This is a genomic window from Streptacidiphilus sp. MAP12-33 (genome assembly GCF_041261265.1).
Lineage (GTDB): Bacteria > Actinomycetota > Actinomycetes > Streptomycetales > Streptomycetaceae > Streptacidiphilus.
On the sequence record NZ_JBGCCA010000020.1, the window covers coordinates 39,453 to 54,439 of the forward strand.

At 70.3% G+C, this 14,987-nt stretch carries 18 protein-coding genes and 1 pseudogene; 10 read left to right on the plus strand and 9 right to left on the minus strand.

Translation table 11 applies throughout. The features are described 5' to 3' along the window. Positions 1-14 precede the first annotated feature (14 nt). Positions 15-311, minus strand: a complete 297-nt coding sequence (locus ABH931_RS20470; protein ID WP_370115253.1) for a WXG100 family type VII secretion target — start codon at positions 309-311, stop codon at positions 15-17. Between the two features lie 328 nt (positions 312-639). On the opposite strand from ABH931_RS20470, the gene ABH931_RS20475 reads away from it, so the two are divergent. The 4 genes from ABH931_RS20475 (at position 640) to ABH931_RS20490 (ending at position 4,502) form a co-directional block, all read left to right on the plus strand. Further along, a complete protein-coding gene (locus ABH931_RS20475; protein ID WP_370115434.1) occupies positions 640-2,157 on the plus strand; it encodes a ricin-type beta-trefoil lectin domain protein in 1,518 nt (505 codons plus the stop codon). 149 nt (positions 2,158-2,306) lie between these two features. Beyond that, positions 2,307-3,404 carry a hypothetical protein gene (locus ABH931_RS20480; RefSeq protein WP_370115255.1) on the plus strand — a complete coding sequence of 366 codons (1,098 nt, stop codon included), beginning with the start codon at positions 2,307-2,309 and terminating at the stop codon, positions 3,402-3,404. Between the two features lie 193 nt (positions 3,405-3,597). Further along, positions 3,598-4,263, plus strand: coding sequence for an RNA polymerase sigma factor (locus ABH931_RS20485; RefSeq protein ID WP_370115256.1), 666 nt, complete (start codon positions 3,598-3,600; stop codon positions 4,261-4,263). Further along, complete coding sequence (locus ABH931_RS20490) at positions 4,260-4,502, plus strand: anti-sigma factor (protein WP_370115258.1); 243 nt, start codon at positions 4,260-4,262, stop codon at positions 4,500-4,502. Before ABH931_RS20485 ends, ABH931_RS20490 begins: the two co-directional genes overlap by 4 nt. A gap of 10 nt (positions 4,503-4,512) precedes the next feature. Here ABH931_RS20490 and ABH931_RS20495 read toward each other — a convergent pair whose 3' ends face one another. Together ABH931_RS20495 and ABH931_RS20500 are read right to left on the minus strand one after the other, a co-directional pair. Continuing rightward, positions 4,513-4,743, minus strand: coding sequence for an anti-sigma factor (locus tag ABH931_RS20495; protein ID WP_370115260.1), 231 nt, complete (start codon positions 4,741-4,743; stop codon positions 4,513-4,515). 609 nt (positions 4,744-5,352) lie between these two features. After that, complete coding sequence (locus tag ABH931_RS20500; protein WP_370115436.1) at positions 5,353-5,634, minus strand: MerR family transcriptional regulator; 282 nt, start codon at positions 5,632-5,634, stop codon at positions 5,353-5,355. A 1,018-nt stretch (positions 5,635-6,652) separates the two neighbouring features. On the opposite strand from ABH931_RS20500, the gene ABH931_RS20505 reads away from it, so the two are divergent. Further along, entirely contained in the window at positions 6,653-7,033 is a 381-nt protein-coding gene (locus ABH931_RS20505) for a hypothetical protein (protein WP_370115262.1), read from the plus strand. 137 nt (positions 7,034-7,170) lie between these two features. Here ABH931_RS20505 and ABH931_RS20510 read toward each other — a convergent pair whose 3' ends face one another. The 4 genes and pseudogenes from ABH931_RS20510 to ABH931_RS20525 all read right to left on the minus strand — a co-directional run bounded on the left by ABH931_RS20510 (position 7,171) and on the right by ABH931_RS20525 (position 8,482). Further along, on the minus strand, positions 7,171-7,338 hold the full coding sequence (locus tag ABH931_RS20510; RefSeq protein WP_370115264.1) for a hypothetical protein: 168 nt from the start codon (positions 7,336-7,338) through the stop codon (positions 7,171-7,173). A gap of 40 nt (positions 7,339-7,378) precedes the next feature. Next, positions 7,379-7,726, minus strand: a complete 348-nt coding sequence (locus ABH931_RS20515) for a PRC-barrel domain-containing protein (RefSeq protein ID WP_370115266.1) — start codon at positions 7,724-7,726, stop codon at positions 7,379-7,381. A 170-nt stretch (positions 7,727-7,896) separates the two neighbouring features. Beyond that, a pseudogene (locus ABH931_RS20520) lies at positions 7,897-8,112 on the minus strand (Hsp20/alpha crystallin family protein); the annotation flags it as partial. 226 nt (positions 8,113-8,338) lie between these two features. Next, on the minus strand, positions 8,339-8,482 hold the full coding sequence (locus ABH931_RS20525; protein WP_370115268.1) for a hypothetical protein: 144 nt from the start codon (positions 8,480-8,482) through the stop codon (positions 8,339-8,341). 123 nt (positions 8,483-8,605) lie between these two features. Here ABH931_RS20525 and ABH931_RS20530 point away from each other — a divergent pair, with 123 nt between their 5' ends. The 3 genes from ABH931_RS20530 (at position 8,606) to htpG (ending at position 11,899) form a co-directional block, all read left to right on the plus strand. Continuing rightward, positions 8,606-9,286, plus strand: a complete 681-nt coding sequence (locus tag ABH931_RS20530) for a type III effector protein (RefSeq protein ID WP_370115270.1) — start codon at positions 8,606-8,608, stop codon at positions 9,284-9,286. An 82-nt stretch (positions 9,287-9,368) separates the two neighbouring features. Further along, on the plus strand, positions 9,369-9,830 hold the full coding sequence (locus ABH931_RS20535) for a hypothetical protein (protein ID WP_370115272.1): 462 nt from the start codon (positions 9,369-9,371) through the stop codon (positions 9,828-9,830). A gap of 122 nt (positions 9,831-9,952) precedes the next feature. Beyond that, positions 9,953-11,899, plus strand: coding sequence for a molecular chaperone HtpG (gene htpG, locus ABH931_RS20540; RefSeq protein WP_370115273.1), 1,947 nt, complete (start codon positions 9,953-9,955; stop codon positions 11,897-11,899). Between the two features lie 295 nt (positions 11,900-12,194). Here htpG and ABH931_RS20545 read toward each other — a convergent pair whose 3' ends face one another. Further along, the gene (locus ABH931_RS20545; RefSeq protein WP_370115275.1) at positions 12,195-12,458 is read right to left on the minus strand and encodes a hypothetical protein; all 264 of its coding nucleotides are present in this window, start codon (positions 12,456-12,458) and stop codon (positions 12,195-12,197) included. 604 nt (positions 12,459-13,062) lie between these two features. Here ABH931_RS20545 and ABH931_RS20550 point away from each other — a divergent pair. After that, a complete protein-coding gene (locus ABH931_RS20550; protein WP_370115277.1) occupies positions 13,063-13,266 on the plus strand; it encodes a cold-shock protein in 204 nt (67 codons plus the stop codon). A 129-nt stretch (positions 13,267-13,395) separates the two neighbouring features. Then, positions 13,396-13,707, plus strand: a complete 312-nt coding sequence (locus tag ABH931_RS20555) for an SCO5918 family protein (RefSeq protein WP_370115279.1) — start codon at positions 13,396-13,398, stop codon at positions 13,705-13,707. A gap of 72 nt (positions 13,708-13,779) precedes the next feature. Here ABH931_RS20555 and ABH931_RS20560 read toward each other — a convergent pair whose 3' ends face one another. Further along, a complete protein-coding gene (locus ABH931_RS20560) occupies positions 13,780-14,493 on the minus strand; it encodes an endonuclease domain-containing protein (RefSeq protein ID WP_370115281.1) in 714 nt (237 codons plus the stop codon). Positions 14,494-14,987 lie beyond the last annotated feature (494 nt).

Consider the following 14,987-nt stretch of genomic DNA (forward strand, 5'->3'; position numbering starts at 1 on the left):
CTGCCTGCGTGTGCCTACTTGTTGAGCGAGCTGGTGAGCTGGGTGTCCATCTCCCGCATCGCGTCCACGGCCTTGTCGAGCCAGGTCGAGAGCTGGTCCAGCGTCTCCATGGCCTGGTTGGCCGAGTTCACGAACTCGGTGTGCACCTCGTCGAACCTGCCCGAGGCCTGGTCGGTGACGAAGCCGTTGCCGGTCAGGCTGTCGACGATGTTCTTGCAGTCGGTGAGCTTGTCGTCGATGTCGGTCTTGTTGTTCCGCATCCTCGCCGCGGTGTCCGACATCTCCTGGTAGGTGACGTTCATGTTCGCCATGGGGTGCCCCTTCTCGTGTCCTGCCGCCGAAAGTCCCGGCTCGCGCGGACGGCGCCGGCAGGTGCGTGGTCGGTACCGGTCCAGCCGATGCTAGGAAGGCGCTCGAGGACGGTCCAGAACCCGCTTGCGGGCCTTGGGCCCTGGGACCCAAGGCCCGCAGGGACCGGGCGTTGACAGCTCTCTGATGGACGGTCAACGTTCTGGCTACATCCAGGGCCCGACCGGGCGAGCGGCCGTCACCGCACGTCGGGAGGGTGCCGCCACACCGGCCGGGTGGTCGCCGACCACCACCGGCCGTCCGTCCGAAGTCGAGGAGTCGAAGGTGACGATGCCGACCCGACCCGCTGCCCGCGGTCCTCGCCGCGGCACCTGGCTCGCCCCGCTGCGCCGGTCGCGGCGGAGCGCGCCGCCGGCCGGCCCGGCCCCGCGCGCCGACCACGGCCTGTGGACCGTGGACCGGATCGTGCGGGTGCTGGCCACCGCCTGCGACCGTGACAACCGCGGCCTCCCCGTGGCGCACGCGGTCGTCGTCGGCCCGGAGGCCGTCCGGCTCCAGCTGAAGACCCCCGACGAGCGGCCCCCCACGGGATGGTCCGCCGAGAACGACGGCCGGGTCTGGCAGGCTCCGCTGCGCCGCCTGCAGAGCGCGGGCGTGGACGACTCCCTGGCCGAGCCGTACCCGCGACTGGTGTCGCTGGGCAGCGCGAGCCAGGGCTTCGTGCTGCTCAACCTCAGCCAGGCCGGCGGCATCATCGGCCTGGAGGGCGATGTCCGGCAGGCCCGCAGGCTGGCACAGGACTGGACCGGCGAGTTGGGGACGAGCCCGTGGTCGCGCGACGTACGGGTGGTCCGCGTCGGCTTCCGGTCGGGCCCGGAAGGCGCGCTCGGATCGACCGAGGCACAGTCCCTGGCCGACGCCGAGGCGGCCCTGGCCGACCACGCGGGCGGGGTGCTGCTGCTGGACGGGCTGCCCGGCGGCCGGGATCGCGAACGCGTCTACACGCTGGCCAACGATCCCGACGGACGCTGGTCCGTGGTCGTCGTCGGCCGGGTGGAGCACCCGCGCTGGCGCTTCACCCTCGACGCGGCCGGGTTCGTGGACACCGGCATCCTGGACGAGCCCGTCGCCCACCGGCTGCGGGACGACACGACCTGGGACACGCCTGCCGCGGACACGGACGACGCCGACACCCCTCCCGTGGGCCGAGCCCCGCTCGCGGGCCACGGGGCCGGGTTCGCGAACGCAGAGACGGCGCCGCACGCCTCCCTGCGACGGTGGCTGGTGATCGCGACCGCCGTGATCGCCTGCGTGGTGGGAGCGACCGGAGTGGCGCTGGCCCTGCGGGGCTCCCCCGCGCCCACCACACCGGTGGCCCGGACCTCGGCTCTCACGGGGGCGTCGACCAACGCCCCGCCCGGTGGCGGCACCACCGCCGGCAACCCGTCAGGTGCCACGACGGCGAGCCAGGGGGCCGTCCCGCCGACGAAGCCGACACTGCGCAACCCGGCCACCGGCCTGTGCCTCAGCGGTTCGGTCGGCACGGACGGGACTCCGCTGGTCCTCTCGGTCTGCGACGGCGACCCGAGCCTTCGATGGGCCCTCTCCCCGGACGGCACGATCGGCGTCGACGGGCTCTGCATGGACTCCGCCTGGGGCGCCACCAAGGTCGACACGGTGGTGCAGATCGCCCGGTGCAGCGGGAATCCCGCCCAGCAGTTCTCGCTCGTGGGCGACACGATCCACTCCAAGCAGGCCAAACTCTGCCTGGGCGAGGTGGCGGGCGGAAAGGGCGTGCACCTCTTCCCCTGCGACCACCGCCCCTCCGAGGTCTTCAAGCGAAGCTGAGAGGGGCGTTGTCCTGCCGGCACGCGCGCCTCCGGCCCGACCGGCCGGACGTCGCGCTTCAAAGTCGGCGCCGACCGCCTGTAACGGATGGGCCTGTGCGTGGGACTGAAGCTCCGTCATCGACCCACGAGGCCATCGGAGGCTTCCCCTTGAACGCCAAGAACGCGCTGTCCTGCGCCGTCGTGACCGCCTGCGCCGTCGGCGCGATCGCAGTCGCCGCGCCCGCCCGGGCGGCCACCGCAGCAGCCGCGCACGGTCCGCGCACCACCACGGTCTACACCGAGACCAACGCCGCCACCGGCAACGCGATCCTCGCCTACCGGGCCGACGGGTCGATCGTCGGACGCTTCGCGACCGGCGGCCTCGGCAACGGCGGCGGCCTCGGATCGCAGGGCGCGGTCACGGTCGCCGACCACGGCCGCACCCTGTACGCCGTCAACGCCGGTTCCGACACCGTCTCGCGGTTCTCCATAGACCGCCACGGGTCCCTCCACCTGCAGAGCACCGCGCCCACCGGCGCGGGGCCGGTCAGCGTCGCGTCCCACGGCGACCGCGTCTACGTCCTGGGCCAGAGCACGGTGACCGCCCTCCGGCGTCTGGGCAACCGGCTGATCCCACTCGGCCGGCAGCCGCTGTCCGCCGGGGCGGCCGGGGCGGCGCAGGTCGCGGTCGTGCCGGGCGGAAGCGCGCTGCTGGTCACCGAGAAGGGTTCCAGCACCCTCGACGTGCTGCCGCTCGACTCCGCCGGTGCGCCCGGTCCCGCGTCGTCGGTCCCCTCCGCCGGACAGACCCCGTTCGGGTTCGCGTTCGGCCGGGGCGGCACGGCCGTCGTCTCCAACGTCGGCGCCGGCGCGGGCGCCAGCTCGGCCAGCGCGTACCGGTTCAGTGCGCACGGGACGCTGCGGAAGACGGCGGCCACGGTCCCTGACGGGCAGACAGCCGCCTGCTGGGTCGCTGTCGGCGCCGACGGCCGCACCGCCTACGTCGAGAACGCCGGGTCCGGCACCGTCTCCACCTACGCCGTCGGCGCCGACGGATCCCTGCGGCTGCTCGACGCCAGCGCCACCACGCCGGGCGGCCACGTCGGCGACGCCACCGTCTCCGGCGACGCGCTGTGGATCCTGGACAACCGCGACGGCCGCATCGACGCCGTGCCGCTGGCCGCGGACGGGACGCCCGGAGCACCGACAGTCACCGTCGCCGGGCTCCCGGCGAGCTCGGCCGGCATGGCGGCCGTGACGCGGTAGCCGGCCCCGCTCGGGTGTGCCGCGGCGGGTCACCGCGTCCCCGGCACACCCTTCCAACGCGCCGAAACCGCGAGTAACTGGGAAACCACGGGCGGTCTTTGACTTCTTACGAAAGCCCTCGGCCGACGCGGAGGACCAGACGGGGTGGGTATCGTGCGGTGAGCGCCCCTGTACCCGACCGCGAGGAGCCTTCGTGGCACGCGACGTCCCACTGCCGCCCGACGACGAGCTGGTCGAGCGACTTCGCGGCGGGGACGAGACGGCCTTCGGGCTCGTCCTGGACCACTGGTCACCGTCGATGCTGCGGCTGGCCCGGTCGTTCGTGTCCACGAACGCGACGGCCGAGGAGGTGGTGCAGGAGGCCTGGCTCGCCGTCATCCAGGGACTCGCCCGCTTCGAGGGGCGCGCCTCGCTCAGGACCTGGGTGTTCCGCATCCTGGTGAACACCGCCAAGACCCGGGGCGCCAAGGAGAGCCGCACCCTGCCGTTCAGCAGCCTGCTCCCCGAGGACGAGGGGCCCACCGTCGACCCGTCACGGTTCCGGCCCTCCGACGATCCCCACTCCGGCCACTGGAACCCGGGACACCGACCGCAGCCCTGGACGCTGCCGGAGGACGCCGCACTGAACACCGAGGTCCGCGCCGTCCTGGCCGAAGCCCTGTCCGCGCTGCCCGACCGCCACCGGATCGTGGTGACGCTGCGTGACATCGAGGGCCACGGCTCCGACGAGGTCTGCGACATGCTGGACATCTCCCCCGGCAACCAGCGGGTGATCCTGCACCGGGCCCGAGCCGCGGTGCGCGCGAGGCTCGAAAGCTACTTCAGCACCGCCACCACGCAGCACCAGGACCTGCCATGACCTGCTCCGAGCTCGTCGAGCTCGTCACCGCGTACCTCGACGGCGCGCTGGACGAGAGATCCGAGACGCTCCTCGTCATCCACCTCGACGGGTGCCCGTCCTGCCGGACCCTGCTGGAACAGCATCAGCAGCTCATCCAACTCCTCGGGCCGGCAGCCCTGCCCGCCCCCCGGCCGACGGCCCTGCCGCCGGCGCGCAGGACGATCCTGCTGGCCGCGTTCCGCGGCTCGTCTCGCTGAGGCGGGGGCGCTACCCGCGCCGGAATCCACGGAAGGCGGTCAGCAACCGGCCCTTCGCCTGCTCCGACAGGCTGTCGGCGGGGAGCACCCCGAGGGTGTCGACGGTCTGCCGGAACTGCTCCAGATACACCTCGCATCCGTCACAGGTAGCGAGGTGCTCGACGAAGCGCGCCTCGTCGGCCTCGGGCAGGGCGCCGTCAAGGAAGTCCGTGACCAACTCGACGAACTCGTCGCAGTCCACGCGTTCCCATCCCTTCACGCCGCAGGCCCGTGCCACGAGGGTACCGGTGTTCCGCCGGCGGAGCGTTGGCCCAGCACCGGCATCGGTCCTGACGTCGACGGTGAGCTGGGTTGACCGGTGCCGGGCCACGGGGTGGGACGAGGTTCCGAGTTCGACGCCGCCACGGTACCGGAGGACATGGTGGCAGGCCCGGCGGGTGCGGACCAGGTCGCTCTGGGCCCGGGGACTGCGCGCGAGCGAGGGCGAAGAAGGGGCAGACGATGACCAGGTCCGCCAGGTCCGGTGGCGGAACCCGACGCGGATCGCGCTGACGTGGACGATCATCCTGGGACATCAGGGCGGCCGTGCCGTTCGCGTGCCCGTTGCGGCGGGGACCCCGCTGTTTGCCTGATGGTATGAGTGGGCTGGGAACGAACGGCAGGACGGCGACCCTTGTCGTGCAGCACCGTCGCGGTTGCCGGTTGCCCCGCCCGTAGCAAGGCTACGGACGGCGACCTCGGCCGGACGCTCCTACTGTCGGGCTCGTCCTCTGTGGACCCCGAACGGACAGCCGGGACAGGATGTGCACGCCATGGACCCGGGGCGCGGGACGCCCCAGGCTTTTGGACCCTAGGTGTCGGCGGTGGGCTCCTGCCCCGTGCCGGCGCGGCGCAGTTGTTCGTTGATGCGGAGGGCTTCTTCGAGCTGGTCTTCGAGGATGACGATGCGGCAGGCGGCCTCGATGGCGGTGCCCTGGTTGACCAGGTCGCGGGCGCGCATGGCCAGGCGTAGTTGGTAGCGGGAATAGCGGCGGTGGCCGCCGTCGGAGCGCAGTGGGGTGATCAGGCGGTGTTCGCCGAGCGCTCGTAGGAATCCGGGGGTGGTACCGGTCATCTCGGCGGCGCGGCCCATGGTGTAGGCCGGGTAGTCGTCGTCGTCGAAGGTGTCGGCCGTGTCAGGGCTGGGCGTGGGAGTCACTGCACCTCTCTGGTTCTCGCGAGAACGCGTCGAGGGGCCCCGGGACCTGTGTCGGCCCGGGGCCCCGAAGGGAAACATCACCATCTACCGGCCTGGGCCGGTCCTGTTCTTCCGCACTGCCCGGGGGATGGGGCGTGCGGGGATCGCGTAAGCGTGACCGGAAACCACCGTCCTTGCCTTGGGGTCTGCGGTATCCGCCCGGGCGCGTGTTCACCGGCCGGGCGATCCTGATGGCGCCTGCGCCCTCCTTCGTTCATCTCGTAGCTGACGGGAAACTGCGTACTGCTGGTCGTTCCGGCTTGCGCCCGTGGACCGGTGGCCGATGATCGCCACCGGGGCGGAGGCCTTTCGCCGTTGGTCGCCCAACCGCGACGACCGGACTGTCGGACTTCCCAGCACGCGCGCCCGCAGTCCCGGCGCCTTTACTGGGTTCCCTGCTGTGTTCCTGTGACTGCCGGCACTTCCCTACTACAGGCGGCGGCCCCTTGGAAACCGCGGGCCGCCCGGTCCGACAGCCAGCTCCGTCGCCCTTCCTTCGCTTGCTCGGCTTCGGGGCTCTGCTGCCGGACCGTCATGCGAACTGCTGTCCTGCGGACCGCCGGTTCATGTCCGGCGGGTATCACCGACTGCTGACTACGAGAGAAACACTAACCGCCAACGAGAGCCATGTCTACTCCGGCGAGCATAGATTTTGCGTTGCCCCTGGAAGAGCTAACTTCCTGTCCCGCGGGCGCAGGCGGGCAGGCAGGCAGGCAGGCAGGCGCAGGCAGGCGCACGCCGGCAGGACCACGCGGTGCTGCGCCCGGGGCGAGAGCGACCGGCGCCTCGGTTTGGCTCAGCAGGCAACGGCTCCCGCAAGGGTCTCCACTGTCCGCGCCGCGGTCGCCGGGGCGGACACGAGGGCCCACGGGGTCCTGCGAGGCGCGCTGGTGCGGCGCAATAATCTGGCGCCATGTCGAAACCCGATGGGCTGCTCGCCGACATCGCCGCAATGGTGGAGTCCGAGCACAGCAACCAGATGCCCCTCACCGTGGTCGTCCCCGGCGCCGTGATCACCGGCAGGCTCGCCCCGGAAAGCCTGTGGCGCGAGCGCGTCGCCGAGGTCCTCGAAGCATCGGAACACCTCAAGCCGTTCTCCGCGCCTTTCGCCGCCGCCGAGGCGCACCACGCCGCCGACCGGGACGAGAGCGGACGGCCGACCCACCTCCACCTTCACCTGGCACGCATCCTCCAGGGCAGCTACGGGCTGCCCCACACCGGCGGCATGTACCGCATCCGCATCGCCGACATCAACAGCTGGACCGTCGGAGACCTCAGCTACTCCGACCAGTGACCGCACGCCAGGACCGGGCCAACTGGCCACGGTGTGGCCCGTTGGCCCGGTCCTGGCGAAGACCTGGTGGAGGAGAGGGCCGGCCCTCCACCGGACTGGTGCAGGCCGCGCGCGGTGGAACGCGGCCGGGGCGGTGGTCAGCGACTGGGACGCCGCGCGCCTCGGCGGACTTTGAGTGCGCCCAGGAGCAGCGCGGCGAGGAAGACGGCCACGCCGATGATGAGCAGGTAGAACAGGCCCTTGACGACCGCGCCGATGATGCCGAGCGCGACGGCGGCCAGGATGAGCAGCAGCACGATGACCATGGCTTGGGCCTTCCCTGTGGTGCTTGGTCAGCTTCGGGGGTCAGCGTCGCGCGAGGCGGCGTTCGCCGCCCGCGCCGGGCGTGTAGGGCAGTTCGTAGTGGGCGAAGACCGCAGGCTCCTGTTCGGCGGGCAGTACGCCGTCGGTGTCGATGGCCGGTGCATCCTTGACCTGGGCTTTAGGGAAGGCGACCTTCAGATAGCCGGGGCCGACCAGGGCGCCGTCCAGCGGCACGAAGACCAGGCGGTGCCTGGTGGGAAGACCGACGGTGACAGTGCCGAAGCTGGGCTCGTCGGTGGCGGTGTCCACATAGACGGACTCCAGTGTGCCGATCTTCTTGCCGTCGCGGTCCACCACGTCGTGCAACCGCCACTCCCGGACATCGACCATCGCAATCACCGCCGGGCCTCCCTTCCCTGGTTGCCGTGATCGCCCGAAGTTGGTCGGTGACCGTCGGCCCGATGATGATGATCATGCCGTCTGGTTGCGGTCGGACGTCGTCACCGCGCGCGAAAGGACCTGCGCTCCACCCGTCCGGGTGATGCTGGGTGTCCGCTGCGGCGGCGTTCGGCCTTGACGGTCAGCACGTTCTGCTCGACGTCCAGGTCGATCGCGTCCGGGCTGTTGCCGGGCAGGTCGAACTGGACGTAGAACGTGTCGCCGTCGCGCCACCCGTCCATGGGCATCGCCGACGGCCGCGACCACGTGCCGGTGGCGCCGAACATCTGCTGGGTGATCCGGTCCAGCTCGCGGAAGGGGTCAGTGCGCATCAACATCGTCGAGCCTCCTTGTCGAATCCAGTGGCAACATCGACGCGCTCACGCATCCCGTGATAGCACGTCGTCCACAAAGTGACAACATCTGACTGTCGCTTGATGGACGACAGTGGGCCGGGGTGCCGTGCAGCACCGGCCGCAGGCGGCGAGCTCGGCGGCGAGATCCCAGGCGGCTTTCAGTGCCCCGAGCACGCGGCAATCGCCGAAGTCGCACCGGACAGGTCGATCACCACAGGTCGAGCGCGATGACGTACCGGTCACCGTCGCGCCAGGCGTCCACCGGGATCGGTGCCGAATGGGACCGGGAATCCGGCCGGTCCTGTCGGACCGTGGGGTTCACCTGGCGGGTCACCGCAGTGCGCATGAACATCCTCGGACACCTCCGGTCCACGGGGATTTCTCGCTGCGCCACACCGGTGCGGTGCAAACGGAAACCGCTGTAGCATGTCGTCAAGACGATGACAAACATGCCGTCAGCGAAAGAGTGACCACCATGGACGCGCACGATCACACCGGCGAGGCGAGACCGGTCTCCTTCCTGGCCGCCGCCGCGGCGCTGGGGATGATGGACGCCGCCGCCCGCACCGCCCGCCACGCACCCCCCGACGCTGCCGCCCACGACGACCCCCGACAGGCCCTGGCGGCGCTGATGCTGCTGCGGCACGTCCGCGAGGAACTCGCCGGCTGGGAGAGCGGCCTGATCGAGACCGCCCGCACCGCCGGCGCCACCTGGGCCGATCTCGCCGAACCCCTCGGTGTCCAGAGCCGCCAGGCCGCTGAACGCCGCTACCTGCGCCTACGCCCCAACCAGGCCGCGGGCACCAGCGCCGGCAGCACGGGTGAGCAGCGCGTCCAGGCCGCCCGAGACCAGCGCGCCGCCGACCGCGCGGTGACCGGCTGGGCCCGCGACAACGCCGCCGATCTGCGCCGCCTGGCCGGACAGATCGGCGCCCTGGAGGACCTCAGCACCAGCGCTGCCCCGGCCGTAGAGCGTCTCCTGGACGCCCTGGGCGACAACGACCCCGCCCGCCTGCTGGCCCCGCTCGCCGAAGCCCGAGCCCACCTCGAAGCGGCCCACCCGAAAATCGCGGGTCGCCTGGACGAACTCACCGCCCACACCGACCACCTGCGCGCCCACAGCGATCGGCAGCGCCGCACCCCACCGGGCCCATGACGGCCACGGCCGCCTGCAACTGACAGCCCCGGTCACACCCTGATCCGTGACGGCCCTGCCGTCCCCGACCCCTCCCACGCCCATGACTCCAGCCGACCTCCAGCAGTTGCTCATCGAGCGCGCTCCCGCCATCCCGGGCATCACCGACGCCGGCAAGCGTGACGACGACAGCCCCTACGGACTGATCGTCACCCTGACCGGGGGCGGCCGAGTGTGGTGGACCATCACTGGCGCGAGCGGCCCCGCCCCCACCAAGGCCGACGACAGCGTCGACGCCACGGAAGTGCCGGACCTGACGGGATCCTCGGTCGCCGTGGCCCACGTCGAGCAGGCCCTGGTCGCCACCGCCGCCTGCGCGGACGATCCGTCCGGCGGAGTCGTCCGCGCCGACCGGTACAGCGTCCGCCCGAACCCACCCGCGGTCCGCTACGGAGCAACCCTGGAATGCCGCGACGGCTGGAAGCTGTTCCTGTCCTGCTACGGCACAGCCCGCCCCGGCCACACCAGACCCGAGCAGCCCTACCAACCCCTCAGCCACGTCTGAACACCCATGGGCCAGGCGCCACTGCAGGCTGAACAGTTCAGCCCACAGGTGGCGGCGCCCGAAGCTCGCTGCTTGACCCGACCCGCACCCTGTCCACCCCTTGCCCGAAGGAGACACGTTCCGTGGCCGCCACGACCGAGACGCTGGAGTTCCAGGCGGAGACCCGCCAGCTGCTGCAGCTGGTGATCCACTCGATCTACTCGAACAAGGACATCTTCCTGCGCGAGCTGATCTCCAACGCCTCCGACGCCCTCGACAAGCTCCGCCTGGAATCCCTCACCGACACCGGCCTCGGCGTCGACACCTCCGACCTGCACATCACCCTCGATGTCGACCAGGACGCCCGCACCCTGACGGTCCGGGACAACGGCATCGGCATGACCCGCGACGACGTCGTCGACCTGATCGGCACCATCGCCAAGTCCGGCACCGCCGCCCTGCTCGCCAAGATCAAGGAGGCCAAGGACGCGGACGCGGCCCAGCACCTGATCGGACAGTTCGGCGTCGGCTTCTACTCCGCGTTCATGGTCGCCGACAAGGTCACCCTCCACACCCGCCGCGCCGGCACCGAGCAGGGCACGCTGTGGGAGTCCGACGGCGAGGGCACCTACACCGTCGCCGAGGCCGACGGTCTGCCGGTCGGCACCACCGTCACCCTGCACCTCAAGGCCGAGGACAGCGAGGACGGGCTCGGCGACCACCTGGCCCGCTGGAAGATCCGCCAGATCGTCAAGCAGTACTCCGACTTCATCCGCTGGCCCATCCGCATGGCCACCGAGCCCACCAACACCGAGGCCGTAGCCGACGGCGACGAGGCCGACGGTGAGGTCACGGACGAGTTGGAGACGCTGAACTCGATGAAGGCCCTGTGGGCCCGCCCGCGCAACGAGGTGACCGAGGCCGAGTACAGCGAGTTCTACCAGCAGATCAGCCACGACTGGCAGCCCCCGGCCGAGACCGTCCACATGCGCGCCGAGGGCACCTTCGAGTACGAGGCACTGCTGTTCCTGCCCGCCCACGCCCCCTTCGACCTGTTCTCCCGAGAGACCAAGCGCGGGGTCCAGCTGTACGTCAAGCGCGTGTTCATCATGGACGACTGCGACGCGCTGATGCCCAACTACCTGCGCTTCGTCAAGGGCGTCGTCGACGCCCACGACCTGTCCCTCAACGTCTCCCGCGAGATCCTCCAGCACGACCGGCAGATCACCGCCGTGCGCCGACGCCTCGTCAAGAAGGTGCTCGCCGCCATCAAGAGCATGCAGGCCACCCGCACCGACGCGTACGCGACGCTGTGGGACCAGTTCGGCCGCGTCATCAAGGAAGGCCTGATCGAGGACCGCGACAACACCGACGCGCTCCTGGAGCTGGTCTCCGCCCACTCCACCCACGACCCGCGGAAGACGACCACGCTGCGCGAGTACGTCTCCCGCATGAAGGACGGCCAGGGCACCATCTACTACCTGACCGGCGAGAACCGCGCCATGGTGGAGAACTCCCCACACATGGAGGCCTTCACTGCCGAGGGCTACGAGGTCCTCATCCTCACCGACCCCGTCGACGAGGTCTGGACCGGCCAGGTCCCCGCCTTCGACGGCCACCCCTTCCAGTCCATCGCCAAGGGCCAGGTCGACCTCGACAACAACACCGACACCGACGGTGACGAGGCGAAGGCCGCCAGGGCCCAGCAGGAGCAGGACTTCGCTCAGCTGCTGACCTGGCTTCAGACCACCCTGGCCGAGCACGTCAAGAGGGTCCGCCTCTCCACCCGGCTCACCACCTCCGCCGCCTGCCTGGTCGGCGACGCCCACGACCTCACCCCCACCCTGGAGAAGATGTACCGCGCCATGGGCCAGGACCTGCCCAGCGTGAAGCGGATCCTCGAACTCAACCCCACCCACCCCCTCATCACCGCCCTGCGCCAGGCCCACCAGGCCAACCCCGACGGCCCCGCGCTCGCGGAGACCGCCGAACTCGTCCACGGCAGCGCCCTGCTCGCCGAAGGCGGCGACCTGCCCGACCCCGCCCGGTTCACCCGCCTCCTGACCGAACGCCTCACCAAAGCCCTGTAACCCCCGCGGAGTGGGTGCGGCCGGCCGCACCCACTCCCCGAGCCCGACACCCCTGCTACGGGCCAGACGCCGTGGGCGCCCACCTGGCCACGTCGGCCCGCAGCACCAACCCAACTCCTGTTTCCGGCACCCAGAACGGAACCGGCCACCGCCGACGGTCCCCCGACCGACCACGCAGACCTCAAGCGTGTACGAGTACACCGACCGCAAGAACCGCACCCTGGCCGACCGCATCGACGACGCCGCCCAACGTCGCCCCGCCCGGCGCCGCCGGTCGTGCCACGGCCACGTTGTCCTACGCGGATTCGACAACCACGCCCGGGGCGCGAGCGATGAACTCGGCCGGCCCGACCGTGGGAGCCTCAACGTAGAGCCTTTGGAACTCCTCGAATGTGGCGACGGGCTCGCCGTCGATCTCGAAGATCCACTGCGACGCAGACGCGTCGGCCATCGCCGAGGTGAGGCTGGAGACCAGTTTGCCACCCAGGGGAACCGGGGCGTTCGGGTCGATGGCGACGTCGACATTGGTGTAGCGCACGGACCAATTGCTGTTAGCCATAGCGCCACAGATTAGACGAAATCGCTTGCGCTCGAACGCAGTTCACACAGGCAGCTGATCCACTGGGGGTCCGCGTCGGCGCGGTTCCGCTCCCGATCGATCCGCCGCCCGGGACCGGTCGCGCCACACTGCCGCGCCCTCCCGCCGCCGCAACGGCCCGGCATCTCGAGGGCCTGAGCGAGGCCGCCCCACCTGGAAGACGGCGGCCAACGCGCTGCGCAGCCGGCCCGTAATGTCGGCGGCCTGTGCGCGCGGGGACCGGCCGGCACGGATTTCTTCTAGTGGTGAAGCATCACCTTGCCTGAGTTTTCTGCGCTCCCGGCACAGAATCTATGGCCGCGAGATACGGGTTTGACGCGCGGCGAGCTGAGGATTTTGCCGCAGTGAACACGCGGCGATACGTGAACGGTCACAGACTGATGCGGCGTGCTAGTGTCGATTTCAGTTGCAGTCGTGGTTCCCAAAATCTCAAGCGCCTCCAACCGGCCTCCGTGTCACAGGAGTGCGCCTTATATTGCCGGGTCATTTCCGGGCGGGGCATCATCGCGGCGACACGGTGTTCGTGCTGTGCGGATGCTGGTGTACTGCCCCAAGGAGATTCGGCATGGCATCCGGCACCGTGAAGTGGTTCAACGCGGCCAAGGGGTTCGGCTTCATCGAGCAAGACGGTGGCGGCGCCGACGTGTTCGCCCACTTTTCGAACATCGCCACCCAAGGCCTCCACGAGCTACTCGAAGGCCAGAAGGTCACCTTCGACATCGCGAAGAGCCAAAGGGGCCCGACGGCCGAGAACATCGTCCTCGCCTGATGGCCCGTGCCGAGGATCTCATGCCTGTCTTCGACGAACAAGAAAGCGCGCTTGGCATCATCGCCGTTGCCCGCTGAACCGCTTCATCGCGGCGGAACTTCCTCCTCCTTCTTTTCTCTGTGAGGCATCATGCGCTGTGTCATCGCCCGCTTCGCGTTCGACCTCACCAAGAGCGGCGTCCTGGACTCCATGAAGGGTGTCAAGCCTGAGCAGGTCATCGGCGAGTCCGTGGTCATCGGCCGCCACACCTACCCTGCCAAGCAGGTCGGCCAGGTCATCACCCGCCAAGACCGCCGCGATTTCACCGCCGCTGAAATCCTTCGGGCCATGACCCAGCTCGGCTTCACCTGCCACGGCCTGACCCAGACCGCCGCGCCCAGGCGTATCCCCAGCCCGCTCCAACACGCCTCCGCAATGCTCGGCTCCGCTGCGACCGTCTGACCGACGGACCGGCGGGAGCCTCAACTCCAGGCTCTCCGGCGCCGTCAGCCCGGAGAGGGCGGGGCAAGGACGTCAGAAGAGCGCCTGGTCCTCGCTGCTGGTGTCCGCGACGACGGGCCGGAACTGGGCGGGCACATGGTCGTGGCGGCCGGGGCCGGCCACGGCAGCCACGACGGGCGCCGTCTCGGTCAGCCACGTACGGAACCCGTCGACGGCCTCGCGGTAGGGGATCTGCGCCAGCGTGCGGTGTTCCCCGCTCGGGCAGAAGTCCACGCCGACGGTGATCACGCAGGAGCCGGGAGCGGTGGGACTGCCGCTCCAGGAGGCGCGCAGCTCGCCACATGGCTTGCGACCGCGGGAACTGGAAGTGTCGCGGTGCCTGGGGCGCAGTGGTTCCCCGACCAGGCGTGCGGTGAGCGCGGCCAGGTGCGGGAGCGGCAGTGTGGTGCGGGAGCGGCAGCCGGGGCAGCGATGCCAGTGCCGCAGCCAGTGCTCGGCGTGGGTACCGAAGAGGTGCGCATAGCGGCTGGTGACGTGTACGTCGTTGCTGTAGAGGTAGTTCGGCCGCTCGCGGGTGTTGCAGGACTGGCAGACCGGGGCACGGACGTAGCCGTGTTCGTGACAGTGGTCGAGCACGAGGGCGGGTGTTTCCTGGCACACGGCGCACAGCCACCTGGACACCTCCAAGGAGGAGCTGCGCTTCTTGCTGAGCACCGCGTACACATGGCCCTCCAACTCCCCCTCGTACAGGCGCGGCGAGGGAGGCGAGGAGACACGGTGCGGCATGCCGACACGCTACAGAACCCAAAAGGGTCATGCCGGTCCGTTCGCCGGAACTCGACGAGTTCAGGCTTGACGGCGGTCGGCCGACCTCAGAAGACTCAGGCCGTCACCAGGCCGTCACGGCACCACGTACAGTCCGGTATGCACCGGTATCAACAGGGAGAATGGTCCAGCTGTGAAAGTGCCCCCTGACCTGCGCACACGCCGCTCCTCGACCCTGACCGCCGGAGGTGGTCAGGGAACTTCCAGTTCACACAACAACGGGCGTACAGGATCCGGAACGGCCGGCTCACCGGACAGGTCAAGGACGTGGCTTGCCAGGACACCACGTTCACCGAACAGATGGCATGGCGGATCCGGCCGGAGACCGTTGCAGGCCAGGTCACGCGAAGGGTCCGGCCACCCAAGACCGGGAGCGGCCGGACCTCGAAGCCGTCACCGGACCGTTTGCGCGGTGGTGGAGAATCGACCGTTCGTCGCGTCTCCCACCCAATCGC